General features: G+C 71.8%; 23 protein-coding genes and 1 pseudogene. 14 read left to right on the top strand and 10 right to left on the bottom strand.

The features are described 5' to 3' along the window. Window positions 1–11 precede the first annotated feature (11 nt). Window positions 12–620: a hypothetical protein gene (locus BSL84_RS29510; protein WP_075971535.1), complete on the top strand. Its 609-nt coding sequence runs from the start codon at window positions 12–14 to the stop codon at window positions 618–620. A gap of 91 nt (window positions 621–711) precedes the next feature. Here the strand turns inward: BSL84_RS29510 and BSL84_RS29505 are convergent, their stop codons facing one another. Further along, entirely contained in the window at window positions 712–2,586 is a 1,875-nt protein-coding gene (locus BSL84_RS29505) for a dynamin family protein (protein WP_075971534.1), read from the bottom strand. Beyond that, window positions 2,576–3,796, bottom strand: coding sequence for a hypothetical protein (locus BSL84_RS29500; RefSeq protein WP_030027050.1), 1,221 nt, complete (start codon window positions 3,794–3,796; stop codon window positions 2,576–2,578). The genes BSL84_RS29505 and BSL84_RS29500 overlap by 11 nt, the downstream gene beginning before the upstream one ends. 532 nt (window positions 3,797–4,328) lie before the next feature. On the opposite strand from BSL84_RS29500, the gene ectA reads away from it, so the two are divergent. The 8 genes from ectA (at window position 4,329) to ehuA (ending at window position 10,766) form a co-directional block, all read left to right on the top strand. Continuing rightward, window positions 4,329–4,877 carry a diaminobutyrate acetyltransferase gene (gene ectA, locus BSL84_RS29495; protein ID WP_030027049.1) on the top strand — a complete coding sequence of 183 codons (549 nt, stop codon included), beginning with the start codon at window positions 4,329–4,331 and terminating at the stop codon, window positions 4,875–4,877. Between the two features lie 64 nt (window positions 4,878–4,941). Continuing rightward, complete coding sequence (gene ectB / locus BSL84_RS29490; protein WP_045321166.1) at window positions 4,942–6,210, top strand: diaminobutyrate--2-oxoglutarate transaminase; 1,269 nt, start codon at window positions 4,942–4,944, stop codon at window positions 6,208–6,210. Between the two features lie 44 nt (window positions 6,211–6,254). Further along, window positions 6,255–6,659 (top strand): ectoine synthase, encoded by a 405-nt coding sequence (locus BSL84_RS29485; protein ID WP_030027047.1) that lies wholly within the window; start codon window positions 6,255–6,257, stop codon window positions 6,657–6,659. Window positions 6,660–6,693: 34 nt separating this feature from the next. After that, on the top strand, window positions 6,694–7,593 hold the full coding sequence (thpD, locus tag BSL84_RS29480; protein WP_045321167.1) for an ectoine hydroxylase: 900 nt from the start codon (window positions 6,694–6,696) through the stop codon (window positions 7,591–7,593). A gap of 147 nt (window positions 7,594–7,740) precedes the next feature. Continuing rightward, on the top strand, window positions 7,741–8,658 hold the full coding sequence (gene ehuB / locus BSL84_RS29475; protein WP_075971533.1) for an ectoine/hydroxyectoine ABC transporter substrate-binding protein EhuB: 918 nt from the start codon (window positions 7,741–7,743) through the stop codon (window positions 8,656–8,658). An 11-nt stretch (window positions 8,659–8,669) separates the two neighbouring features. Beyond that, the gene (gene ehuC, locus BSL84_RS29470; protein ID WP_030027044.1) at window positions 8,670–9,347 is read left to right on the top strand and encodes an ectoine/hydroxyectoine ABC transporter permease subunit EhuC; all 678 of its coding nucleotides are present in this window, start codon (window positions 8,670–8,672) and stop codon (window positions 9,345–9,347) included. Further along, window positions 9,347–9,982 (top strand): ectoine/hydroxyectoine ABC transporter permease subunit EhuD, encoded by a 636-nt coding sequence (ehuD, locus tag BSL84_RS29465; RefSeq protein ID WP_045321169.1) that lies wholly within the window; start codon window positions 9,347–9,349, stop codon window positions 9,980–9,982. The genes ehuC and ehuD overlap by 1 nt, the downstream gene beginning before the upstream one ends. Window positions 9,983–10,004: 22 nt before the next feature. After that, window positions 10,005–10,766 carry an ectoine/hydroxyectoine ABC transporter ATP-binding protein EhuA gene (ehuA, locus tag BSL84_RS29460; protein ID WP_075971532.1) on the top strand — a complete coding sequence of 254 codons (762 nt, stop codon included), beginning with the start codon at window positions 10,005–10,007 and terminating at the stop codon, window positions 10,764–10,766. Between the two features lie 87 nt (window positions 10,767–10,853). On the opposite strand, the gene BSL84_RS29455 is transcribed toward ehuA, so the two are convergent. Continuing rightward, the gene (locus BSL84_RS29455) at window positions 10,854–11,381 is read right to left on the bottom strand and encodes a MarR family winged helix-turn-helix transcriptional regulator (RefSeq protein ID WP_030027041.1); all 528 of its coding nucleotides are present in this window, start codon (window positions 11,379–11,381) and stop codon (window positions 10,854–10,856) included. Window positions 11,382–11,765: 384 nt separating this feature from the next. On the opposite strand from BSL84_RS29455, the gene BSL84_RS37840 reads away from it, so the two are divergent. Both BSL84_RS37840 and BSL84_RS29440 read left to right on the top strand, forming a co-directional pair. Continuing rightward, window positions 11,766–11,837 carry a hypothetical protein gene (locus tag BSL84_RS37840; RefSeq protein ID WP_075972300.1) on the top strand — a complete coding sequence of 24 codons (72 nt, stop codon included), beginning with the start codon at window positions 11,766–11,768 and terminating at the stop codon, window positions 11,835–11,837. A gap of 275 nt (window positions 11,838–12,112) precedes the next feature. Then, window positions 12,113–14,521 (top strand): excinuclease ABC subunit UvrA, encoded by a 2,409-nt coding sequence (locus tag BSL84_RS29440; protein WP_075971530.1) that lies wholly within the window; start codon window positions 12,113–12,115, stop codon window positions 14,519–14,521. Window positions 14,522–14,561: 40 nt separating this feature from the next. Here the strand turns inward: BSL84_RS29440 and BSL84_RS37155 are convergent, their stop codons facing one another. Then, window positions 14,562–15,212, bottom strand: a complete 651-nt coding sequence (locus BSL84_RS37155) for a hypothetical protein (protein ID WP_079273338.1) — start codon at window positions 15,210–15,212, stop codon at window positions 14,562–14,564. A 217-nt stretch (window positions 15,213–15,429) separates the two neighbouring features. Between BSL84_RS37155 and BSL84_RS29430 the strand changes: the two genes are divergently transcribed. Then, on the top strand, window positions 15,430–16,212 hold the full coding sequence (locus BSL84_RS29430) for a lysophospholipid acyltransferase family protein (protein WP_159393581.1): 783 nt from the start codon (window positions 15,430–15,432) through the stop codon (window positions 16,210–16,212). A gap of 79 nt (window positions 16,213–16,291) precedes the next feature. Here BSL84_RS29430 and BSL84_RS29425 read toward each other — a convergent pair whose 3' ends face one another. The 5 genes from BSL84_RS29425 to BSL84_RS29405 form a co-directional block, all read right to left on the bottom strand. Beyond that, a complete protein-coding gene (locus tag BSL84_RS29425) occupies window positions 16,292–17,767 on the bottom strand; it encodes a hypothetical protein (RefSeq protein WP_075971528.1) in 1,476 nt (491 codons plus the stop codon). An 86-nt stretch (window positions 17,768–17,853) separates the two neighbouring features. Next, a complete protein-coding gene (locus BSL84_RS29420) occupies window positions 17,854–19,293 on the bottom strand; it encodes a lipase family protein (RefSeq protein ID WP_079273337.1) in 1,440 nt (479 codons plus the stop codon). 284 nt (window positions 19,294–19,577) lie between these two features. After that, window positions 19,578–20,324: a succinate dehydrogenase/fumarate reductase iron-sulfur subunit gene (locus BSL84_RS29415; RefSeq protein WP_030028552.1), complete on the bottom strand. Its 747-nt coding sequence runs from the start codon at window positions 20,322–20,324 to the stop codon at window positions 19,578–19,580. Next, on the bottom strand, window positions 20,321–22,270 hold the full coding sequence (locus BSL84_RS29410) for a fumarate reductase/succinate dehydrogenase flavoprotein subunit (RefSeq protein ID WP_030028551.1): 1,950 nt from the start codon (window positions 22,268–22,270) through the stop codon (window positions 20,321–20,323). The genes BSL84_RS29415 and BSL84_RS29410 overlap by 4 nt, the downstream gene beginning before the upstream one ends. Before the next feature lie 2 nt (window positions 22,271–22,272). Further along, window positions 22,273–22,968, bottom strand: coding sequence for a succinate dehydrogenase (locus tag BSL84_RS29405; RefSeq protein WP_030028550.1), 696 nt, complete (start codon window positions 22,966–22,968; stop codon window positions 22,273–22,275). A 72-nt stretch (window positions 22,969–23,040) separates the two neighbouring features. On the opposite strand from BSL84_RS29405, the gene BSL84_RS29400 reads away from it, so the two are divergent. After that, window positions 23,041–23,919 carry a LysR family transcriptional regulator gene (locus BSL84_RS29400; protein ID WP_030028549.1) on the top strand — a complete coding sequence of 293 codons (879 nt, stop codon included), beginning with the start codon at window positions 23,041–23,043 and terminating at the stop codon, window positions 23,917–23,919. Window positions 23,920–24,147: 228 nt separating this feature from the next. On the opposite strand, the gene BSL84_RS29395 is transcribed toward BSL84_RS29400, so the two are convergent. Beyond that, window positions 24,148–24,810 (bottom strand): class I SAM-dependent methyltransferase, encoded by a 663-nt coding sequence (locus tag BSL84_RS29395; RefSeq protein ID WP_075971527.1) that lies wholly within the window; start codon window positions 24,808–24,810, stop codon window positions 24,148–24,150. Between the two features lie 231 nt (window positions 24,811–25,041). On the opposite strand from BSL84_RS29395, the pseudogene BSL84_RS34975 reads away from it, so the two are divergent. Continuing rightward, window positions 25,042–25,119, top strand: a pseudogene (locus tag BSL84_RS34975) (hypothetical protein); the annotation flags it as partial. Between the last annotated feature and the right edge of the window lie 23 nt (window positions 25,120–25,142).

Below are 25,142 nucleotides of genomic sequence, written 5' to 3'. Positions count from 1 at the left end.
GGAGGAGTGCCATGTCAGCTACCGAGGACGGGTACAGCATGGAGAGCGGGTCCGGGGCCGAGAGCGGTTGGGAAGCCGGCGGCACGGCCGGCTCAGAGGATGCGTACGGCGACAGCGGGGCAGGCTGGGGAGGTACGGACGCAGCGTACGGCTCCGGAGGCGCTGACGGCAGCGAGGCTGCGGACTTCGGAGGGATCGGTGCCGAGTCCGGCTGGGAGGCGCAGACCCCGTACGGTTCGGGGGCCGGGGTATGGGCCGGCACGGAAAGTTCGGCGGGGACCGAAGCCGTAAACGGCACCGAGTCAACCACCGGGACCGAGTCGCTCACGGGGACGGAGCCCTCGTACGGGTCGGGTGGAGACGAGTCGTTCCAGGTGGCCGGGGACTTCTCGATCGGCGGCGAGCTCTCCCACACCACCACGCAGACGCTGCGCGACGGCACCGCTGTCGACCGGACCGAGTACGACGCGACCGTCAGGGTCGGCTACCCGGAAGAGTGGGTCGGGGACGGCGAAGTCGCGGCCGGGGCCCAGGCTTTCGTGGAGCGGTCCCGTGCGGTCGAGGACGGCACGGTCACCGACACCACCACCCACGGGGGAGGCATCTCTTTCGAGGACTGATGGTGTGGCCGGCGTGTCCTGTCGTTCCGGTACCGGCCGTAGGGACCGGTACCGGAGCGTGGGCCGTACGAGGCGGCGGGGCTGCCGTCGGTCAGCGGTACCCGGCCGACTCGGGCGCCGCCGTACGGAGGGGACCCAGTCGACGCTCCCAGTCGGCTATGTCCGTGCGGGCTTCGCCGATGCGCAGTTGGTGCCGTCGCAGCGCGCCGAGCATCAGTTCGGTGCGGTTCGTGGCTGTCCCGGCCAGATGACTGATCCGCTGGACCATCTCCGTGCGGACCCGCTCGATCAACGCCGTTCGACTGTCCAGCCAGGAGGGGGCCGGAGCTCCGTCGGACCCCATCAGCAGAGTGGAGGCGTGTCCGCGGAACCGCTTGAGGCCACGGCGGAGGTGACCGAGATGGCCGCCGCCCAGGTAGTGGACGGAGGGGAGCACCAATGCGGCGAACAGCTGCAAGGTGACCCCGTTGTCCGCGTTGGAGGTGACGTCCTCGAACATCTCGCCGGCGCTGCGGTAGCGGTACTCCCCCACGTCGACCTCGGCGTCCTCCCCCGCCTGGGCCGCGGTGCGGTGCAGGCCGGTGGGGACCCGCGCGTCGAAGAACGCCTCGCGTTCCCGGGCGACCGCGTCGAGGGCTTCAGCGAGGGCCCGGAAGCCGGGCGAGGTCGCCTCTGCGATCCGTGCCCGGGAGGCCGCCAGGGCCTCTTCGACTTCCGCGCTGACCTCCTTGGCTCGGTCCTTGGTGATCAGTAGTTCCTTCTTCAGCGGTTCGTCGATGTCGTCCAGGGTGCGCATGATCCTCGCGCATTCCTCCAGGTAGACGGGTTCGACGTCCTTCCAGTCCTGGTCCCGCCGGTCCGCCTCGATGGCGCGGAGCCCGTCACTCGGGCCGCTGCCGGGACGTCCCGCGGTCAGCAGCGAGGACAGGGCACCCCGGGGTGAGAGGCCCGCCAGCGCCTCGTCGGCACTGCGTTCGATCTCAAGGCGGTTGACCTGCCCGGACAGGACGGCCGCGACGCGGCGGGACCGCCGGTCCAGTGCCGCGTCCAGCACGGGCAGGGTGTAGCGGGTGGTGTCGGCGGCGGCTCGCCGGGCTTCGGTCCGCACCGAACGGGTAAGCCGGTCACGGAGGTCGGCGAGGTGTTTCGCGTCTGGCTGGAGCAGGTTGAGGCAGTGCAGGCTCGCGGATGCGAGGCCGAGTCGGCCGTCCCGGTCCAGCGGCTCCAGGATCTCGGTGACGCTCTGTCGGCGCATGGCCAGGGTGGCGGGGAACCGATCGGCGGTGAGCAACCGGCCATCGGCCTCGTTGAAGACGACGGCAGCCACCCGGGCCGGGCGTGGCCCCTCCCTCAGCTCACGGATCGTGTCGAGGAGGGATCTGAGACTGGCGCGCCCCATGGAGACCAGGACGACCGAGAAGGCGCGCCCCGCCAGGTCCCGTTCGGTCTGCTCGGCGACGGCGCCGGACACCCCTGACAGGCCGGGGAGGTCCACCAGGCTGAGTCCGCCGGACAGCATCGGCACGGACAGCTCCACATGTCCGCTGAGTACGCCGAGCGCGTTGTCGCGGTTGTGTTCCTGGAGCATCCAGCGGTCGAAGTCGTTCCGGCCGTCGAGCTCCTCGGCCCCCGTGTCCTCCGGCTCGCCACCGGTGCGCCGGACGCGGTAGCGAGGGGCGGGAACGTCGGCGTGACGGATGTACACCGGAGCCACGGTGCCCGGCAGGCCCGGGGACTCCGGTGTCACATCCGTGCCGACGAGTTGGTTGACCAGGGTGGACTTGCCTACGGCCTCCGGTCCCAGTACCGCGAGGTGGGCTTGGTCGGCGGAGCGGCGAAGGGCCTCCAGGGCGTCCGCGAGGGCGGGTTCCGGCTGAGGCAGCAGGGCGTGGTGGTGGTCCAGGGCGCGGGTCAGTGCCGCGAGGTCGGGCTCGGCGTCCGGTCCGGCATGTCGTTCACTGCTCATCGAGGACCTCCTGGGCGGCGGCCGGTCCGGCGGGAAGCGGTCCGGCTACGCCGGTGACGGCGACGAGGGTGGCGCGAAGGGCCTCGGTGTAGCGCGCGTCCGTGGCCCGGACGTGTTCGGCGCATTCGGGCGGTGGTGGGAAGGGCGGTCCGGCGACGGCGTAGTCGGGATGGGCCAGGACGGCGAGGGAGCGTTCGAGGGCGGCCAGGGCCTCGGCGCCACGACCCCGTCCGGCTTCCCGGCGTGCCACGGTCAGCAGGTGGTAGGCCGGGTCGGCGACCCTGTCGAGGGGGACTCCGAGATCGGCGGGCCAGTCGGCGAGGGATGCGGGGCCGAGAAGGGCGACCGCGTCGTCGAAGCGCTGCCGATAGCGAACCGCACCGGCGAGCCAGTACACGTCGACGGCCGCGGTGATCACGGCGGCGACGGCGCGGGCCGCGACCTCCAGTTCCAGACGGTTCAGGCTGTCGGGGCCGGTCGGTAAGGCAAGCTCGTGCCCCGCGGGCGTCCGTGCGTTCAGTTCGGCGACGGCTCGCTCGTTCCACGATCCCGCCGATCGCCGGCGGTGCAGCAGGACGCTGCGCAGCGGTTCGGCTCGGGTGGCGGCGGGGCCGAGGTGGCAGCCGCCGATACCGAGTTCCAGGGTGTCGCGGAACAGGGTGATCTGCGCGACGAAGGTGGGAACTCCGTAGAGGTCGTTCCAGTACAGGCCGGCATGCGGCCAGGGGAACAGGTTGAGATGGTCGTACGTCTCGACCAGCCCGCCGCTGCCCAGCGTACGGCGAAGAGCGGCAAGGACTGCGGACCGCAGGCCCGCCCACTGCGGTTCGATGGCGCCTGCCAGCGGAGGGAACAGGAGCAGGGGCGGAAGCTCCGACAGGTCGTCGGCGAGGAGTTGGAGCCCCGCACGGAGGTGGCCGGGCCCCTCCGGGACGGGGTAGGTGGAGTACAGAGTCTGCGTCCCGAGGGCGGTGAGGGACTCCTGTCTGCGCAGGTCGGACTCAAGGTGCCGGAGCTCGAACTGGCGTTGGTGGCGGACGGCTTCGAGCTGGAGCTCACGGTCGAACCGTGCGGTGGCCTGTTTTCGTTCATACTCGTGCTGCTCGGCCCGGGCGCGTTCACCGGCCCGGATCTGCTGCTGTGTGTTGACGAGCGAAGCAGCCGCCTGGGCCGCGGCGCCTATGCCCAAGGTGACGGTGGCGTCGGACATGCTCCCCCTGGAGTCCCGTGCCGAGTGGTACCTGTCCAGTTCTCTCCCCTTGCCAGACGGCGAAACATCCAGGCGCCGGGCGAGGCGGGCTCGGCGCACGGGGTGGCACTGGAAGCGGTCGGCGAGACGGCGACCACACCCGAGTCCACCTGGAAGGCATGGCGGCCGAAGAAGTAGCCCGCCGCCGCCGGACGCAGTCCGCCCGCTTCGTTCCGTACCAGCGCGCGTACCGGCGCTCCTCGGACTCCGGCCGCCAACGGCGGCGCAGTAACCGGGGCGTCGCCTCTTCAAACCTTGGAGCGGCCGACAATGCCATAACATTCAAGTCTCAAACTTAGCATGAGGCAAATGTGTTGCAGTCTCGTTACCTTGAAAGCATATGGGCCAGACTGTCCGGTTTGACACCGTCTTGCCTCGCCGAACGGCTCCGCAGGTCACCCACTACGAGGCGGATCGAATACCACAAGGCCTCGCCTCAGGTAACCCGTTGGCCCCATGCAATTTCATCCCTTGCTGGGTAACTTCGGCCCGCATGACCACCGCTCGTGCAGAACCGGCCCACTACCGAGACGACATCCTTGCCCTTCCCACCGGCTTGCGCCTCGATCGCCCGAACGCAGGCGACGGAGCCGCCCTGTGGCGGATCGCCCACGATTCCAGAGCCCTCGACCTGAACTCGCCGTACAGCTACCTGCTGTGGTGCCGCGACTTCGCCGGCACGTCCGCGGTGGCCCGGGACGCCTCCGGGCAGCCGGTCGGCTTCGTGAGCGGCTACCTGCGCCCCGAGGCGCCGCGGACACTGCTGATCTGGCAGATCGCCGTAGACGAGGCCCTGAGGGGGCTGGGTGTGGCGGGCGCGCTTCTCGACGCGCTGTCCCGGCGGGTCGCCGAAGAACACGGCCTGCGGTTCCTGGAGGCGACCGTGACGCCCGACAACGCGGCCTCGGAGCGGCTGTTCACTTCCTACGCCGAACGGCACGGCGGGCAGGTACGGCACGAAGTCCTTTTCGAAAGCGGCCAGTTCCCCGACGAAGGCCACGAGGCAGAGGTCCTGTACCGCATAGGTCCCCTCTCCTTCTGAACACAGCCGGCCTGGCTCTGCCCACCGACCGCTGCACCGCAACACACCTGTACTGGAGTTCACGTTGACCATCACCGCACCGGCCCCGACTGTCTTCGAGACCCTGGAGTCAGAGGTTCGCAGCTACTGTCGCGCCTGGCCGGTCGTCTTCGATCACGCCGTCGGCAGCCGGCTCCACGACGAGCAGGGCCGCTCCTACCTCGACTTCTTCGCCGGCGCCGGATCTCTCAACTACGGCCACAACAACCCCGTGCTGAAGAAGGCCCTCCTCGAATACATCGAGCGCGACGGCATCACCCACGCACTGGACATGTCGACCACCGCCAAACGCGCGTTCCTGGAGACCTTCCAGTCCGCCGTCCTCCAGCCGCGCGGCCTCCCCTACAAGGTGATGTTCCCCGGCCCGACCGGCACCAACGCCGTCGAGGCCGCCCTGAAGCTGGCGCGCAAGGTCAAGGGGCGTGAAGCGGTCGTCTCCTTCACCAACGCCTTCCACGGCATGTCGCTCGGCTCTCTCGCCGTGACCGGCAACAGCTTCAAACGGGCCGGCGCCGGCGTTCCGCTCGTGCACACGACCCCGATGCCGTTCGACAACTACCTCGGCGGCCAGGTCCCCGACTTCCTCTGGTTCGAACGGCTGCTGGAGGACCAGGGCTCGGGGCTGAACCACCCCGCGGCCGTCATCGTCGAGACCATCCAGGGCGAGGGCGGTGTCAACGTGGCGCGCGCCGCATGGCTGCGGGGCCTGGCAGACCTGTGCCGCCGACGCGACATGCTGCTCATCGTCGACGACGTGCAGATGGGCTGCGGGCGGACAGGAGACTTCTTCTCCTTCGAGGAGGCGGGCATCGTCCCGGACATCGTCACCGTGTCCAAGTCCATCAGCGGGTACGGGCTCCCGATGGCCCTCTGCCTGCTCAAGCCGGAGCTGGACCAGTGGGAGCCCGGCGAGCACAACGGAACCTTCCGGGGGAACAACCCCGCCTTCGTGACCGCGACGGCCGCCCTGCGCTCGTACTGGGGCGACGGCTCCCTGCGCCGGCAGACGCTGGTGCACGGCGGACGCGTCGAGAGCGCCCTGCGCCGGCTCTGTGCCGACCACCAGAGCAGTGGGGCCGAGTACCGGGGCCGCGGACTGGTGTGGGGAATCGAGTTCACCGACAAGCAGCGAGCCGAGGCCGTCTGCCGCAAGGCCTTCGAACACGGCCTGCTCGTCGAGACGTCCGGCCCCGAGGGGGAAGTGGTCAAGCTGCTCCCGCCCCTCACGATCACCGCCGACGAGTTGGACGAAGGGCTCGACATCCTGGCCCGCTCCGTCCACGAGACCGCCTGACCACCACCCACACCCAGACCCACATCCAGGAAGGGCTCCACACCATGATCGTCCGCTCATTCAGGGACATCGAGGGAACCGAACGCCATGTGAAGGCGGCGTCGGGTACCTGGGAGAGCAAGCGCATCATCCTCGCCCGCGAACGCGTCGGGTTCTCGCTCCACGAGACCGTGCTCTACGCCGGCACCGAGACGTCGATGTGGTACGCGCACCACGTCGAGGCCGTGGTCTGCACCGAGGGCGAGGCCGAACTCACCGACGAGGAGACGGGCGAGCGCTACACCATCACGCCCGGAACCATGTACCTGCTCGACGGACACGAGCGGCACACCCTGCGCGTCAAGCGCGACTTCCGCTGCCTGTGCGTCTTCAACCCACCCGTCACCGGCCGCGAAGACCACGACGAGAACGGCACCTACCCGCTGCTCACCGAGCCGGACCAGGGCTGAACAGGCCCGACGAAAAGGAGAGGCAGAGACCACAATGACCACGTTCCCCACCCTCGCCACGGACCTGTATCCCACCCGCGGCGCCGAAGAGGTTCTCATCGGCCGCAAGGATCCCGTCGTGTGGTCGGAGCCGGGCACCGCGGGCCCCTTCTGGGCACACGAACTGGAAAGCTACGAGCGCGACGGATTCGTCTCGGTGGACCAGCTGATCGCTCCGGAGGAGGTCGCCGAGTACCGGGCCGAGATGGACCGGCTCATCGCCGACGACGACACACGTGAGGACGAACGCTCGATCGTCGAGCCGAAGTCGCGGGAGGTCCGGTCCGTCTTCGAGGTCCACCGGATCAGCGAGGTGTTCGCTCGTCTGGCCGCCGACCCGCGCGTGGTGGGCCGGGCGCGCCAGATCCTGGGTTCCGACGTGTACGTGCACCAGTCCCGCATCAACGTCAAGCCCGGGTTCGGCGCGAGCGGCTTCTACTGGCACTCCGACTTCGAGACCTGGCACGCCGAGGACGGCCTGCCGCAGATGCGGACCGTCTCCGTGTCGATCGCGCTGACACCCAACCACGTGTCCAACGGCGGCCTGATGATCATGCCAGGGTCGCACCGGACCTTCCTGGGCTGCGCCGGAGCGACCCCGAAGGACAACTACAAGAAGTCGCTCCAGATGCAGGATGCCGGGACACCCTCCGACGACGCCCTGACGAAGTTCGCCTCGGCGTGCGGCATCAAGCTCTTCACCGGCAACGCCGGCTCCGCGACCTGGTTCGACTGCAACGCGATGCACGGCTCGGGAGACAACATCACGCCGTACCCGCGCAGCAACGTGTTCCTCGTCTTCAACAGCGTGCACAACCGGCCGCAGGCACCCTTCGCCGCTCCTGTGCGCCGCCCGTCCTTCATCGCGTCCCAGGACTTCACACCGGTGCGCTGACGCCCGTAGGGCGTGTTGCGAAGGTCCCGTCTGGCTCTGCGGGCGGACGACGCCACTTTCGCAACACGCCCCAGCCGCCTCGCCCGCGCCCGGTCCGCCACGTCGACCGTTCACACGCCGCCCCCGTGCCCTGCCGGAAGGAACGACATGCCCTCCCCCCGCGCCCTCTCCCGACGAGGGTTCCTCTCGCGTGCCGGACTCCTGGGAGGCCTGGCCCTGGCACCGGGGCTGGCCACGGCATGCTCTCGCACCGAGGCGGGCACGGGTGCTCCGCGGGACGAGGGCGATCTGCTGGCGAGGCTCCGCGAACAGGGATTCGTACGCGTGGGTTTCGCCGGCGAGGCGCCGTACGGCTTCAAGGACGGCAACGGGCTCGCGGGGGAGGCTCCGACGCTGCACCGCGAGATCTTCACGGCGCTGGGCGTGGCCGAGCTGCGCCCGACCCTGACCGACTTCGGCGCGCTGATCCCAGGGCTGCTCGCCGACCGGTTCGACGTCGTCAGCGCGGGCATGGCGATCACGCCCGCACGCTGCGCGAAAGTGATCTTCTCGGAGCCTGAGTTCGTCTCACCCACCGCGCTGATGGTTCCCAAGGGCAACCCGAAAGGGCTGAGCGACCTGAAGTCCTGCGCCGCAGCCGGGGCGACGGTCGGTGTGCTGACCGCCGCGGTCGAAGCGGCGTACGCGAAGGGGGCAGGGGTCGTGGAGCCCGCCGTCAAGTCGCTGGCGAAGCAGCAGGACGGGCTGGACGCGCTGGTGGCGGGGCGCATCGACGCGTTCGCCCTGACCGGGATCTCCCTGCGCTGGCTGGCCAGGACGAATGCCGGAGCAGCCGTGGAGGTGCTCGAACCCTTCCTTCCGGAGCTGGACGGCCGCAAGCAGTACAGCCCCGGCGGAGCCGTCTTCCGCCCCCGGGCCACGGGACTGCGGGACGCCTTCAACGCGGAGCTCGCCAAGATCACCGGCGATCCGGACCGGTACGTCGCACTGATCGGCGCGTACGGATTCACAGAGCGGGAGATCCCACCCGCCACCCTCCGTACCGCCGACCTGTGCAAGGCCTGACGGAGCCCCGGATGGCTGACTTCGTCACCGAGTTCACCCGCTCGCTCCCCGACATCGCCGACGGCATACGGGTCACGGTCCAGGCGACCGCGCTCAGCGCCGCGGTGGCGCTCGTGGTGGCCTTCGTCCTCGGCTTCCTGGCGCGCTCACCGCGCCTGCTCGTACGCGGGCCCACCCGGATCACCGTCGAGTTCTTCCGGGGTACCTCGCTGTACGTGCAGCTCTTCTGGCTGTTCTTCGCGCTTCCGGTGCTGGGCTTCCGGCTGGAGCCGATGGCCTGCGCCGTCGTGGCCTTCGGTCTCAACTTCGGCGCCTACGGCTCCGAGGTCGTGCGCGGTGCACTGAACGCGGTCCCCCGTACCCAGTGGGAGGCGGCCCTCGCTCTGGGGATGAGCCCGCGCCAGCGCATGCTGCGGGTGATCCTGCCGCAGGCCTGGGTCCAGATGATCCCGCCGTTCGGCAACCTCCTCGTCCAGATACTGAAGGCCACGCCCCTCCTGTCCCTGATCACCATCGCCGACCTCACCTTCGAGATGGACCAGCTGAGGTCACTGACCGGGAACACGGCCCAGGCCTACCTCGCCGTCCTCGTCATCTACTACGCCCTCGCCGTCGTCCTGAACTCCCTCATGAAGGCAGTGGAGTCGGCTGCGAAGTCCCGCCTGGGACAGGAAACCGGGGGCTCCTGATGTGGTCCTGGGAGACGGCCCGCGAGGGGCTGCCCGTGGTCCTGAGCGGGTTCAGAACCACCCTGTACGCCACCGTGCTGGGCTCGGCCGTGGCCATGTCGCTCGGGCTGCTGCTCGCCGTGGTCCAGCGCACCTCACCCCGCTGGATCGGTCTGCCCCTGCGCTGGGCTGCCGAATTCATCCGCTCCACCCCCGTGATGATCCAGCTCTTCGCCGCCTGGGTGCTCGTCCCCGGTCTGAACGCGCTGACGCTGGGCATCGTGGTCCTGGGCCTGCACTACGCGACGTACACCAGTGAGGTGTACCGGGCGGGGATCGACGCGGTACCGAAGGGCCAGTGGGAAGCCGCCGTCGCGCTGTCGCTGCCCCGGCGCCGTGTGTGGCGGGCCGTGGTGCTGCCCCAGGCGGTCCGCAACGTGCTTCCGGCACTCGGCAACTACGTGATCTCGATGTTCAAGGAGACGCCGTTCCTGTCGGTGATCGCGGTCCAGGAGATGGTGCACCGAGCGAACGAGTTCGGCAGCGTCCACTTCGCCTATCTGGAGGCGTTCACCCTCGCCGCGCTCGTCTTCCTGCTGGCGAGCTACCCCACATCCGTACTGACGCGACGTCTGGAGAACCGCCTTGCCCGCTGAAACCGGGGCCGATCGCCCGGAGATGGTCCGATTCGAGGGGGTGGTGAAACGCTTCGGCGACCACACCGTGCTCGACGGGCTCGATCTGAGCGTCGGCCGGAGCGAGCGCGTGACCCTGGTCGGGCCGAGCGGCTCGGGCAAAACCACCGTCCTGCGGTTGCTGATGGCCCTGGAACGGGTCACCGAGGGGGTCATCCACTTCGACGGGCGGCCGTACTCCCACATGCCGGCCGGCCGGGCCGGCTCCCTGGCCCCCGCGGACGAGAAGTACCTGTCCGCCCCCCGGCGGCGGATCGGCATGGTCTTCCAGCAGTTCAACCTGTTCCCGCACATGAAGGTGCTGGAGAACGTGACCGAGGCGCCGGTGCACGTCATGGGCCTGAGCCGGGAGGAGGCGGCCGAACGCGGCCGGGAGCTGCTCGACCTGGTGGGCCTGGGCGACAAGCACGATGCCCATCCGACGCGGTTGTCCGGAGGGCAGCAGCAGCGGGTGGCCATCGCCCGCGCCCTGGCGATGCGACCGGACGTCCTGCTGCTCGACGAGGTGACCTCCGCGCTCGACCCGGAGCTGGTGGCGGAGGTGCTGGACGTGCTGCGCGACGTCGCCGGGTCCACCGATGTCACCCTGCTGTGCGTGACCCACGAGATGGGGTTCGCCCGGGACGTCTCGGACCGGGTCGTCATGTTCGACAACGGCAGGATCCTGGAGTCGGGCCCTCCGGAGCAGCTGTTCGAGGCGCCGCAGCACGAACGTACCCGGGCATTCCTCCGGGCGGTGCGCTGAGCGTGCGCTGTCGGCCCGTTCGGCCGCCCACACCAGGTTCACACAAGGATGCGGGGGGCGGGAGCCTCACACAAGGCGCTCCCCCGGTCAGCGAGGCGGGTCGGTCCAGCCGAGGGGGTGAGGCAGGACGTCCGGACGGGGCACCGGCGGCTCGCCCCCGGCTTCGTTGAACGCGGTCAGCGCCGTCACGAGAGCCGAACGCTGGGCGGGCTCCATCCGCTCGACGATCACCGCGATCTCGGCCCGGCGGCGGGCGGTCACGTCCTCGACGAGCCGCCGGCCGCTGTCCGTCACGGTCAGCATCGTCTCCCTGCGGTTCTCCGGGTTGTGCCGGCGATCGGCCAAGCCGGCCGTGATCAGCCGGTCCACCATCCTCATCGCCGTGGAGGGGCTCACCCCGAGCTGGTCCGCGAGGACGACCAGCTTCGTCGCCCCCCGCGTGGCGAGGACGACAAGCATACGGAACTGGGGAACGGTGACCTTGTCCTCCATCGCAGCCAGCGACCGCGCCGAAACCGCGACGAGCAACCTGGACGCGGTGAGTACGGCGCGGGTGACGTCGTCGACGCCATCTGCTGCAGGGCTGGTGGCACCGGCCCGCGGGTGATCGGTCATGTCTCTTTGTACCGCTCGGCCGCCGCACGGTCACGGGCACCCCTCCACTGGCGGCACGCGAGCAGTGGTAGGTCACGTGCAGGTCGTGCCTGTCCTGGTGGACACACGGTCGGAGCGGGCTCTGAATACGCGCTCGCAGCGCTGGAAATCCTCGGGGAGATGACTCGGCACCGCTCCCAGCACGCGATGGCATGAGCGCGCCGGGCGCACGGGCCGCCGCACTCCAACGCATCACCTCTCCACACTCCCCCGCCCGCGACGACGCCGCAAAGCGACGGGCAGCTGCCGCCCGTAGCGCCACCACAGCCTCGCCGGATCGGCCGTGCGGTGCATCGGTGCGGCCGCGTCATCGCCACAGGACTGCCTTAAGTAGCCTTTGCGCGGATCCACCGCTCCAACCTGCTCGGGATGGGCGTCCTGCCGCTGCAGTTCCGCCCCGGTGACGACACTCCCTAGACCTCACCGGAGAGGAGACCTACACCGTCCACGGGCTGGCGGAACTGCCCCAGGGGGTCACCGTCGAAGCGGCAGGGACCGGCGGCACCAAGCGGTTCACCGCACGCCTGCGCCTGGACACGCCCACAGAAGCCGACTGCTGCCGGCATGGCGGGATCCTTCCCGACGCCCTGCGCGTCCGCCTCCCCACATAGCCACGAACTCCTGGTCACGACCTCGACGTAAGACCGCACGGCCTCCTGAACTGTCCCGGACCGGGCCGTAGAGTGGGAGGAATGCACCAGCCCGCCGAAGCCCGGACCGGCCACGATCCCTACGTACGGGTGCGGGGCGCCCGGGAGCACAATCTGCGCGGCGTCGACGTCGACATCCCGCGCGACGCGCTCACCGTGTTCACCGGGGTGTCCGGCTCCGGGAAGAGCTCGCTCGCCTTCGGCACGCTGTACGCCGAGGCCCAGCGCCGGTACTTCGAGTCGGTGGCCCCCTACGCCCGCCGCCTCATCCACCAGATCGGCGCCCCGAAGGTCGACTCCGTCACCGGCCTGCCGCCCGCCGTGTCGCTGGAGCAGCGCCGCTCCTCCCCCGGGTCGCGCTCGTCGGTCGGTACGGTGACGATGCTGTCCAACTCCCTGCGGATGCTGTTCTCGCGGGCCGGTACCTATCCGCCGGGCGCGCCCCGGCTGGACTCGGACGCGTTCTCGCCCAACACGGCGGCCGGCGCCTGCCCTTCCTGCCACGGGCTCGGCCGGATCCACCGCACCAGCGAGGCGCTGCTGGTCCCCGATCCCGGCCTGTCGATCCGCGAGGGCGCCATCGCCGCCTGGCCTGGTGCCTGGCAGGGCAAGAACCTGCGGGACATCCTGCGGACGCTCGGCCACGACGTGGACCGGCCGTGGCGGGAGCTGCCCGCGAAGGACCGCGAGTGGATCCTGTTCACCGAGGAGCAGCCGGTGGTGACCGTGCACCCGGTGCGGGACGCGGACCGGATCCAACGGCCTTACCAGGGCACGTACATGAGCGCCCACCGCTATGTCATGCGGACGTTCTCCGACAGCAGGAGCGCCACGCTGCGGGCCCGCGCCGAGAGGTTCCTCGCCGACTCGCCGTGCCCGGTGTGCGAGGGGCGCCGGCTGCGCCCGGAGGCCCTGGCCGTCACCTTCGCCGGGCGGACCATCGCGCAGCTCGCGTCGCTGGCGCTGACGGACCTGGACGCCGTACTGGCCTCCGCGCCCCTGGACGGGGAGGCCGCGCGGGTCCTGGCCGACGACCTGCGGTCGCGGATCGGGCCCGTCACGGAGCTGGGGCTCGGCTACCTGAGCCTGGACCGGACCGCGCCGACCCTGTCCGCGGGCGAGCTGCAGCGGCTGCGGCTGGCGACGCAGCTGCGGTCGGGGCTGTTCGGGGTGGTGTACGTGCTGGACGAGCCGTCGGCTGGGCTGCACCCCGCCGACACCGAGGCGCTGCTCGGCGTACTGGACCGGTTGAAGGAGGCCGGGAACACCGTCTTCGTCGTCGAGCACCATCTGGACGTGGTGCGGCACGCGGACTGGCTGGTGGACGTGGGCCCGCTGGCCGGGGAGCGCGGCGGGCGGGTCCTGCACTGCGGGCCGCCCGCCGCCCTGGCCGGTGTGGCGGAGTCGGCGACGGCGCGGCACCTCTTCGCGGCGCGGGAGTCGGCGGCGCCCGCCCGGGCGGTGCGCGGGCCGGTCGGGGAGGTGCGGTTGAGCGGGGTGGACCGGCACAACCTGCGGGGCCTCGACGCGGCGTTCCCGCTGGGGGTGTTCACGGCGGTGACCGGTGTGTCGGGTTCGGGGAAGTCCACGCTGGTCGGCCAGGTACTGGCCCGGGAGGTCGGCGAGCGGATCGCCGATCCGGGGTTTCCCGTCCGGCGGCTGGTGGAGGTGGACCAGAGGCCGATCGGCCGGACCCCGCGGTCCAACCTGGCCACGTACACCGGGCTGTTCGACGTGGTGCGCAGGCTGTTCACGCAGGCTCCGGAGGCGGTGGCGCGCGGCTGGAAGGCGGGCCGGTTCTCCTTCAACGTGGCGGGGGGCCGCTGTGAGACGTGCCAGGGCGAGGGTTTCGTCTCCGTGGAGCTGCTGTTCCTGCCGAGTACGTACGCCCCGTGCCCCGACTGCGGCGGCGCGCGCTACAACGCCGAGACGCTGGAGGTGCGGTACGGGGGGCTGGACATCGCGCAGGTGCTGGGGCTGACGGTGGAGTCCGCGGCCGGGTTCTTCGCCGGTGTCCCGGCGGCGGCGCGCAGCCTGCGGGCGCTGGAGGCGATCGGGCTGGGCTACCTGCGGCTGGGGCAGCCGGCCACCGAGCTGTCGGGCGGCGAGGCGCAGCGGATCAAGCTGGCGACGGAGCTCCAGCGCCGGCGCCGGGACCACACGCTGTACGTGCTGGACGAGCCGACGACGGGGCTTCATCCGGCCGATGTGCGGGTGCTGCTGGGACAGTTGCACGGGCTGGTGGACGCCGGGCATTCGGTGGTGGTCGTGGAGCACGACATGGACGTGGTGGCGGGGGCGGACTGGGTGATCGACCTGGGTCCGGGTGGCGGCGCGGAGGGCGGCCAGATCGTCGCCGCCGGCACCCCGCGGGAGGTCGCGGCGGCTGGCCTGGGCCGGACGGCGGCGTATCTGGCGCGGGCCCTGGAGGCGGGCACCCGGCCGCGGTGATCCGGGCGGTCCGGGGGCGGGGCGGTCCCGGGCTGGGCGGTCAGGCGTCGCCGGGCAGGAGCTGCTGGGGCAGTTCGCGGAAGCTCCACTGGCCGCGGCGGCGCGTGAACTGCCAGACCAGGTCGTAGCGGTCCGGCCAGGTGGCGGGGAGGCCGAGGACCTGGTGGGCGCCGAGGGCGCGCACCAGTCGGGGGATGCCGGTGTGCTCCCAGCAGACGAGTACGGGCATGGGGCCGGCCAGTGCGGCGTGCGCCAGGGCGGCTTCGGCTCCGACGGCGAACTCGGCTCGTACGGGGGTGCGCAGCGCGGTGGCCAGGGCGGTGACGGTCTGCCGGCACCGTGCGGGGGCGGGGGCCTTGCCGCCTGCGGCGAAGACGGCGGCGGGGCGGGGCAGCACGGAACTCCGGGCCGGCGGGAAGAGCCGCGGCAGTGCGTCGGCGCGGCGCCAGCCGCGCCCGGCCAGCGACCCGGGGTCGTCCTCGCCGTCCTCGTCCTGGCCGGAGTCTCCGGCGTACGGCTTCTCCGCGTGCCGGATCACCATGATCACGGCGTCCTCGGCGTCGGGCTGCTGCCCGGCGGCCGGGGGCCGGGGCTCCTCCCCGCCGGAGCACCCGGCCGCGGCCAGCGGCGCGAGGGCGGCTGCCAGTACGGCTCGGCGGCGTGGTCCGGTCCCGGCGGCGGCTTGTGGCATGGGGCCACTGTCGCCCATGGCCCGGGTGCCGCGGGGGCGCGGCGCGGTGGCTGCCCGGCCGGTCAGCCGATCGGCGCAGGGCGGGTGTGGACCGCCACCGAACCGAAGATCGAATTCCGGATTCGGCGGCTCGCCGTGATCATTCGGCGGTCGTCTCCGTTGGTGGTGACGGCCCTTGCGTTGCGCAGGGGACGGGATGGGAAGGGAGAACGCCTCCGTGTCCGAAAGCTTGGCCGATGTCTTCGGGGTCGCCGGGAGCGACGTCCGTTTCCTGCGGCGGCTGTTGGGGGACGTCGGCGAGGACGCTTGGGAACGGCTGCTCGAATGGCTGATCGACGAGTGGTTCCGGCTGGACGTGCTGGGGCTGGAGAACATTCCCGCCGACGGGCCGGCCGTGCTCGTCGCCAACCACTCCGGGGCGTGGGGGCTGGACGCGTTCGTCCTGCAGAAGGCTCTGCACCGGTCGTTGCAGCGCTCCCTGCACGTGCTGGCCGCGCCCTTCGTCTTCCGTCTGCCGCTGCTGGGCTCGTACGCCGCGAAGAAGGGGGCCGTGCCCATCGACCCGAGGTCGGCCATGCATCGCCTGAGCGCCGGTGAACTGATCGTGGTGTTTCCGGAGGGGGTCTCGGGGCTGGAGAAGCCGTTCCGCGACCGGTACCGGCTCCAGCCGTTCAACCCGGGTTTCGCGGTGGCGGCCTTGCACAGCGGGGCGCCGATCGTTCCGGTCAGCGTCATCGGGGCGGAGGAGTCCTCCCCGAGGATCGGTGGGGTGCCGGCGCTCGCGAAGCTTCTGGACGTTCCCTGCTTTCCGCTGACCTCGCCCTTCCCGTTGCCGGCGAAGTGGCTGATCACGATCGGTGAGCCGATCGCACCGCCCGCCCGGCCGCGGGGTTTCGGTGCCCGCTCCGCGGCTGCGCGGTGGCTCTGCGCCGAGGTCCGGGACACGCTGCAGGACATGGTCGGGCGGGAACGGGAACGGCGGAACGCCTTCGTACGGTAGGGCTCCGGTGCCGCGCGGGGTGGGAGGCGGCCGGCCCCGGGCGCCGGCCGCCGAGCCCTGCCGCCTGTCGCCTGTCGCCTCAGCCGCCGAGGTGGCGGGCGGCGGCGCGGACCTCGGAGGCGGCGCGGGTGCACCGCTCGGCGTGCTCCAGCAGCCGCATGCGGAAGCGTTCGCCGGTCTCGTCACCGTTCCAGCCCGTTTCGGCGGCGCAGGCGGTGAGGTTGCGGGCGTACTCGTCGAGGCGGTCCGCACCGGCGCGGGCCCGTGCCGCGCAGACGTCCGGGGCCGCGGCCCGTAAGGCCGGCGGGACATCGCCGACAGCGGGCAGCGCTACCAGCAGGGTGTGCGGGGCGAGGGTGAACGGCATGCGGTCCGGGGTGAGGGCGGGCGACAGCAGGACCGGCCGGGCGTCCTCGGTGAAGAACCGGACGATCTCCTCGGCGACCTGGACGGCGAAGGCGGTGGCCCGGCAGCCGGTCGCGGATCCGCACAGGGGGGACGGTACGTCGTCATCGTGTCGGACGGCGGCGTCCCGGCGGCCGGTGTCGGGGTCCTCGCACTCCGCGGATGGCGCGGGGGCGCCGAGCCAGCCCGGCGCCGCGAGGATCTCGGTCCCCGAGTCGACGACGAGCCCGTCCCATGCGAAGCGGGTGCGGACCGGGTGGACGACGGCTTCGAGGGGCGGGAAGTGCCGAAGCGCGAGCGCCACGGCCCCGGCCGGGCTGCCGGCGGCACCCGGCACGCCCGCGGCGGTGAGGGCGAGCGCCTGGAGGGCGGTGGTGACGGCTGCCTCGGACACCACGGCCAATGTGTGCGCCAGGGCTTCCTCGGGCCGGTCCTGCGCCGATGACTGCTCGCCGTGCGTTCGGGCGGTGGGTACCACGGGCCCGGCGGCCCGGCCGCCGTCCAGGCCCGCGGCGACGGAGCAGGGGTCCGGGTCGGCCAGGTAGGGGGCGAGCCGTCGGTTCAGGGCGGCCGCCCGGCTGTCGTACGAGGGGCTGCCCGCGACCGCGGACGCGCGGATCAGTACCTCGGTCAGGAGGGTGTCGTCCGCTGCGGCGGCGCCCGCCACCACCCGGCGGGCGGCGCGCAGCATGCCGGGCCGCCAGACCTTCCACGGCAGGGCGTTGTCGTCCCGGCGTGCTGCCGCGACCTTGCGCAGTTCCTCGGCGAGCGGCTCGCAGAACGCATCCGCCGGCGGGGCGGTGTGGGGCTGGAGCGGGGCGTGGGGGTGCAGGCCGTGCCGGCGGCCGGCCGCGTCGAGGCGGACGGCGGGGCCGAGGGCTTCGGCGGCGGCTCCCTCGGCGAGGAGGCCGGCGGTGTCGGCCGGACGGAGGGGGACGAGGAACGAGCCGAAGGGGGTGCGCAGCCGGACGGGGCGTCCGGAACGGCTGTGGCGCAGGTGCGCCAGTACGTTGCGGGCGGCGCCCTCGCGGGTGAGGGAGTCCAGGCCCAGGGCGCGGGCGGGGGCATCGGCCCAGGGCAGGCGGTGGGCGAGCATGGCCGCGCTGAACACTGCGTTCTCCAGTGGCCAGGCGGTGGCGGGGGTGGTCATCGGGGGGCGGTCTCCCTCGGGTCACACGAAGGCACGGGCAAGGGCACGGGCGGCGCGGGCGGCGCGGGCGGGCCGGGGCACGGCGGTCACCTGTCGCGGAGCGTGTACGGCTGGTTGCCGGTGATCTCGCCGTCGTAGCACCGGATCAGCGCGTTGACCTGCTCGCGGTAGTGGGCCAGATCGCCGCGCAGACTGTCGGAGTAGGCCTGGGGGGCGTGCGAGAGCGGGTAGTCGTAGGACTCGTCGAGCCAGGCCAGTTCCACCCAGTGGTCGGGGATGTCGTGGGGAGCGGCCGGGCCGCGGCCGTCCAGCATCGGGATGACGTCGTGCTTGTTGACCAGGCTGATGACGCGGGTGGTGTGGTCGGCGGGCCGCTTGGCGTCGATCGGGGAGCCGAGCGTGATCACGTGGCTGACCCGGTACTCGGAGGCGACGTCCACGTCGGCGGCCAGGTTCATCGCGGTCAGGCCGCCGAGGCTGTGTCCGACCAGCATCAGCTCCGATCCCGCCGGCACGCCGGCCCGGCGCAGGAGCTTCTTCGCCGCCCGGGTGTAGGTGGTGTCGGTGCGCAGGCAGCCGTCGAAGGCACCGACCAGATCCTGCGGGGTGCTGTTGCTGAGCAGGGCGAAGCTGGTGCCGGGCAGGAGCAGGACGTGCCGTTCGCTGCCGTCCGTGCAGGCGACGCGGCGCAGGAGGACCAGGCCGTGGTTGCCGAGGGCGCCGATGTCGTTGACGTAGCTGACGATGTCGTTGCGGGAGGTGCCGAGGACCTTGGCGAGGATCGGGTCCGGGTCGGCGCGCTCGGCGCGGCCGGGACCGGGGTTGAGGAACTTGAGCAGCGAGCTGGGCAGGCCGAGGAACGGATCGGTGGTGGGGACCCCGCCCGCGAGGGTCACCCAGGAGAAGCCGTCGTTGACGGGGTTCTCGTCCAGAAGGCCGGTCAGGGCGAGGAGTTCCATGATGACGGGGCTGACCGTGGTGAGGGCGCGGGTGACGCCGAGCCGTTCCACGAGGGCGTGCAGGGCGCGGGCGGCCTCCAGCCGGTCCCCGGCGACGACGGCGCCCGTGAGGCGGCGGGCGTGGGCGGTGTCCAGGTTGGGGTGGGTGACGGTGGCCGCCTCGATGCGCAGGGCGAAGGCGTCCACCGCCATGGCGACCGCGGCGGGCCGGCGGCGGGTCACGTTGCCGGCGGCTCGGGCGAGTTCGCCGATGACGCCGCCGTTGGGGGCGAAGCCGAGACCGGCCGGGCTGGTCAGGGCTCGTACGCAGGACAGCGCCGCGCCGAGGGCCCAGGCGGGGCGGCGTAGGGCCTGAAGGGCGAAGCGGCCTCCGGTCAGCGCTCCGGTGAGATCGGCTCCGGCCTGTCTGGCGGCGAGGGCGGCGTCCGCGAGCAGCACGGAGGCTGCGATGAGGAGTTCGGTGTCGGTACGCGGCGCGGCGGTGTCGGCGGTGCTGGGGAGGCCGGGGGCGGGCTGGTGCCGCCCGTCGGGGTACTGCCGGGTGGGCTCCCCGGTCGCCTGAGGCATCACGTTGCAGACCTCTCGTCACATGACCCGCTGTCCGTGACGCATGGTGACACCGATCAGGGGCGCTCTCGGCGTACCGGGGCGCCCGTACCGGCGCTCGGATCGGGCGCCGCACCCCCCTGCGCGCCCCATCCCACGGGGATCCGTGCGCTGCGGGCCGGCGGGTGGGCCCCGCAAGTCCGGGGGGATGACATCGCGGCCCCAGGTTGACGGGCCGACCGGTGGGCCGTCCCGTCAGTCGGTCGGCCCGTCGGCCGGTCGGCGGCCGGCCGGCGGCCGGCCGGTCAGCGGGGGCCCTTGCGGACGGCGCGCAGCCACTCCTTGTTCATCGCCGCGATCGACGGCAGCGGGATGCCCTTGGGGCAGGCGGTGGCGCATTCGCCGGTGAGGGTGCAGCCGCCGAAGCCCTCCTCGTCCATGCGGGCCACCATGTCCAGGACGCGGGTCTCGCGCTCGGGCGAGCCCTGCGGGAGGACGTTCAGGTGGTTGACCTTGGCGGAGGTGAAGAGCATCGCGGAGCCGTTGGGGCAGGCCGCCACGCATGCGCCGCAGCCGATGCACTCGGCGTGTTCGAAGGCGGAGTCGGCGTCGGCCTTGGGTACGGCCGTGGCGTGTGCCTCGGGAGCGGAGCCGGTGGGGGCGGTGATGTAGCCGCCGGCCTGGATGATCCGGTCGAAGGCGCCGCGGTCGACGACGAGGTCCTTGACGACGGGGAACGCCGCGGCCCGCCAGGGCTCGACGTCGATGGTGTCGCCGTCGTCGAAGGACCGCATGTGGAGCTGGCAGGTGGTGGTGCGCTCGGGGCCGTGGGCGTCGCCGTTGATGACGAGGCTGCAGGCTCCGCAGATGCCCTCGCGGCAGTCGTGGTCGAAGGCGACCGGGTCCTCACCGCGCAGGATGAGGTCCTCGTTGAGGGTGTCGAGCATTTCCAGGAAGGACATGTCCTCGGAGATGCCGTCGACCTCGTACGAGGCCATGTGGCCGGGGGCGTCGGCGCCGCGCTGGCGCCAGACGCGCAGGGTGAGCTTCATGCGTAGCTCCGCTGGGTGGGGTGGACGTACTCGAAGACGAGGTCTTCCTTGTGCAGGACGGGGGCGGTGCCGGTGGCGGTGAACTCCCAGGCGGCGGCGTAGGCGAAGGCCTCGTCCTGGCGGGCCGCCTCCCCGTCCGGGGTCTGGGACTCCTCGCGGAAGTGGCCGCCGCAGGACTCGGCGCGGTGGAGCGCGTCGAGGCACATCAGTTCGGCGAGTTCGAGGTAGTCGACGATCCGGTTGGCCTTCTCCAGCGACTGGTTGAACTCCTCGCCGCTGCCGGGCACCTTGATGCGGCGCCAGAACTCCTCGCGGATCTGCGGGATGCGGTCCAGCGCCTTGCGCAGGCCCTGCTCGCTGCGGGCCATCCCGCAGTACTCCCACATGAGTTCGCCGATCTCCCGGTGGAAGGAGTCGGGGGTGCGGTCACCGTCGACGGCGAGCAGCCTCTCCAGCCGCTCGCGGGTCTCGCGTACGGCGGCCACGGCCCCGGGGTGGGTGTCGTCGACGGTGTCGCGGTGCGGGTGGCGGGCGAGGTAGTCGTTGATGGTGGAGGGGAGCACGAAGTAGCCGTCGGCGAGGCCCTGCATGAGGGCGGAGGCGCCGAGGCGGTTGGCGCCGTGGTCGGAGAAGTTGGCCTCGCCGATCGCGAAGAGGCCGGGGACGGTGGTCTGGAGGTCGTAGTCGACCCACAGGCCGCCCATCGTGTAGTGCACCGCGGGGTAGATCCGCATGGGGACCTCGTACGGGTTCTCCGCGGTGATCCGCTCGTACATCTCGAAGAGGTTGCCGTACTTCTCGGCGACCTTGTCGCGGCCCATGCGGCGGATGGCGTCGGCGAAGTCGAGGTAGACGCCCTGCCCGCCGGGGCCGACGCCGCGGCCCTCGTCGCAGACGTTCTTGGCGGCGCGGGAGGCGATGTCGCGGGGCACGAGGTTGCCGAAGGAGGGGTAGATGCGCTCCAGGTAGTAGTCGCGCTCCGCCTCGGGGATGTCGGCGGCGGGGCGGGTGTCGCCCTTGGCCTTGGGGACCCAGATGCGGCCGTCGTTGCGCAGGGACTCGCTCATCAGGGTGAGCTTGGACTGGTGGTCGCCGGTGCGCGGGATGCAGGTGGGGTGGATCTGGGTGAAGCAGGGGTTGGCGAACCAGGCGCCGCGCCGGTGCGCCCGCCAGACGGCGGTCGCGTTGGAGTTCATCGCGTTGGTGGAGAGGTAGAAGACGTTGCCGTAGCCGCCGCTCGCCAGGACGACGGCGTCGGCGTAGTGGGTGGAGAGCTCGCCGGTGATCAGGTCGCGGGCGACGATGCCGCGGGCGACGCCGTCGACGACGATCAGGTCCAGCATCTCGGTGCGGGCGTGCATCTCGACGTTGCCGGCGGCGATCTGCCGGGAGAGCGCCTGGTAGGCGCCGAGGAGGAGCTGCTGTCCGGTCTGGCCGCGGGCGTAGAAGGTGCGGGAGACCTGGACGCCGCCGAAGGAGCGGGTGTCGAGGAGGCCGCCGTACTCGCGGGCGAAGGGGACGCCCTGGGCCACGCACTGGTCGATGATCTCGACGGAGATCTGGGCAAGGCGGTGGACGTTGGACTCGCGGGCCCGGAAGTCGCCGCCCTTGACGGTGTCGTAGAAGAGGCGGTGAACGGAGTCGCCGTCGTTGCGGTAGTTCTTGGCGGCGTTGATGCCGCCCTGGGCTGCGATGGAGTGGGCCCGGCGCGGGGAGTCGGAGAAGCAGAACTGGACGACGTGGTAGCCCTGTTCGGCGAGGGTCGCGCCGGCCGAGCCGCCCGCCAGGCCGGTGCCGACAACGATGACGGTGTGCTTGCGGCGGTTGGCGGGGTTGACGAGCTTCGCCTCGAAGCGGCGGCGGTCCCAGCGGTCCGCGATGGGGCCGTCGGGGGCCTTGGTGTCGGCGACGGGCTCGCCGGTGGTGTGGTGCGCGTAGCTGCTCACGGTCAGTTCACCATTCCGGTCATGACGGCGACGGGGACGGACACGAAGCCCGCGAAGAGGACGGCGGCAAGGCCGTTCGCGAGGGCCTTCAGGGTCCGCTCGCGGCGGGCGCTGCCCGCGCCGAGGGTCTGGGCCGCGCTCCAGAAGCCGTGCCGGACGTGCAGCCCGAGTGCGGCCGTCGCCACGATGTAGACGGTGTTCCCGTACCAGGTGGAGAAGGTGGCGAGGACGTTCTCGTACGGGTGCCCGGCCCAGGCGCGCTCGTTGACGGTGAGCGTGGTGAGGTCGAGCAGGTGCCACACGATGAACAGGCCGAGGATGACGCCGCCCCAGCGCATGGTGCGGGTGGCGTAGCTCGCGCGGCGGCGCTTGTGGACGTACTTGACGGGGCGGGCCTTGATGTCGAGCCGGCTGAGCTGGTAGGCGGACACGGCATGGGCGACGACGGCGGCGAGGAGCACCACGCGGACGAGCCAGAGGGCCCACTCGTAGTGGAGGAAGGGCGAGCCGAGGGTGCGCAGCCAGTGGGCGTAGCCGTTGAACTCGTCCGCCCCGAAGAAGATCTTGAGGTTGCCGAGCATGTGCACGACCAGGTAGCCGAGCATGATCAGCCCGGAGACCGCCATGACGGTCTTCTTTCCGATGGTGGAGCCCCAGAGCGACGGGGCGCTCGTCCGGGGACGCGTTGCCAGAGCCATGCCTTCGACGGTAGGGACGGAGGACCCGAAAGGTCCAAGACATGATGCCGGTCATCTTGATAGACATGGCCTATGCAGTTTCAGCAGCTCCTGTACTTTGTCGCCGTCGCCGAGACCCGGCACTTCACCCGGGCCGCGGAGCGGGTGCACGTGGCCCAGCCGTCGCTGTCGCAGCAGATCAAGGCGTTGGAGCGGGAGCTGGGCGCCGAGCTGTTCAGCCGCGCCCGCGGCAACATCGCGCTGACGGACGCGGGTGAGGCGCTGCTGCCACTGGCGCGGCGGATCCTGGCGGACGCGGACACGGCGCGGCTGGAGGTGCAGGAACTGGCGCAGCTGCGGCGGGGCCGGATCCGGCTGGGGGCCACGCCGAGCGTGTGCACGGGCCTGCTGCCGGGGGTGCTGCGCGCCTTCCACACGGCGCATCCGGGGATCGAGCTGCTGATCGAGGAGAGCGGTTCGCTCGACCTCGTACGGGAGCTGGCGCGGGGGGCGCTGGACCTGGCGCTGATCGCCCTGCCGCTGCCGCCCTCGGCGCCGGCGCTGACGACGGTGGAGCTGCTGACGGAGGATCTGGTGGTGGTGTCGTCGACGAAGCTCCCGGCGCCCGGCGGGGGCCGGGAGCTGACGATCGCCGCGTTGCGCGACGAGCCGATGGTGATGTTCCGGCACGGCTACGACCTGCGGGAGCTGACGGTGGCCGCCTGCCGGGCGGAGGGCTTCGAGCCGTCGTTCACGGTGGAGGGCGGCGAGATGGACGCGGTGCTCGGCCTGGCGCGGGCCGGTCTGGGCGTGGCGGTGGTCCCGGCGATGGTGGTGGCCGGCGCGGGGCCGGGGCTGCGGACGACCCCGTTGGCCGGGTCGCCGCTGCGCCGGACGATCGCGCTGGCCCACCGCACCGACGTGGCTCCCCCGCGCGCGGCGCGCGAACTCCAGCGCATGCTGATGGCGTGACCGGGCGGTGAGCGGCGGCACGGACTCCGCCTCCAGGGCGGCGGCGAGCAGCGTGGGGGGCGCGGTACGCGGCCCGCCATTCGCCGTTCGTACGGCACCACATCGACATGCCGGGCCGCTACTCCTTCTCCCCCGCCAGATCTGCCCGGCGGCCTACGGCCCGTGCGCGACGCGGCCGCAGTCGGCGAGGAGTGAGAAGCGTTCGGCGGACCGGCGCGCCGCTCTCGGTCATCGCGGGAGGGCCTGGGTGACGCGCCACAGTCGCCGGGGCAGGGCGCCTTCCTCGAATGCGTGGACCTCGTTCAGGGTCCAGCCGTCGGCAAGGGTGTCGACGAGTTCGCGGCCGAAGAAGTGGACCGCGAAGCCGCCGTGCTCGTAGATGTCGTCGCCGTGCGCGGTGCCGGTGCCGTAGTGGGCGTCACCGGTGTGCCGCACGGTGTAGACGAACACGCCGCCGGGCCGCAGGACGCGGCGGACCTCGCCGACCAGGGCGTGGATCTCCTTCGTCGACAGCGCCATGCACAGCAGCATGTGCGCGAAGACCGCGTCCACCGAGTCGTCCGGCAGCGCCAGCGACTCGCGCACGTCGTGCACCGTGGTGGCCACGCGCCCTTCGCTTCCCTGGGAGCGAGCCGCCTCACGCAGCTGTTCCAGCCCGACGGGGCTGAAGTCGGTCGCCTGCACGGTGAAGCCTTCACGCGCGAAGAACAGCGCGTCCCGGCCGTGTCCGGCCCCCAGCTCCAGAACGTCGCGTGCTCCCGCTGCCTGAAAGGCGGACGCGGCGTGAACTGCCGGCTCGGACGGCTCCTCGCCGTACATGCCCGGGTGGGCGGCGTAGGTGTCCTGCCAGTGCCGCCGCTGGATCTCGGCCAGTTCCTGCTCGTCCGTCATGTCTTTCCTTCCAGCTGTGTCCGGGGGCAGCCCAGGGGGTGCTGCAACAGGGTGAGAACCCAGGCCCGGACACAGCGGTGGCCTCCGCGGGACCGGAGTCCGCGGCGGCCATCGCCGTGGTGGCTCGCCATGCCCTGACCCACAAGTGCGCCGGGCCCGACCACCGGCCGGGTTCAGCACCTGCTGTCCTCACGGGAGTGTCGGCTCCTGCTCGCCGGGGATGCCGCACACGTGCGCCCCGTGGCCGGCGGACTCGGTATGAGCACCGGCGTCGAGGACGCGGCGGCGCTCAGCCGGGCCCGGTCCGCCGCCCTCGCCGGCCCGGGCCGGGC

The sequence above is a fragment of the Streptomyces sp. TN58 genome, assembly GCF_001941845.1.
GTDB lineage: Bacteria > Actinomycetota > Actinomycetes > Streptomycetales > Streptomycetaceae > Streptomyces.
This window is presented reverse-complemented; position numbering and strand designations above follow the sequence as displayed.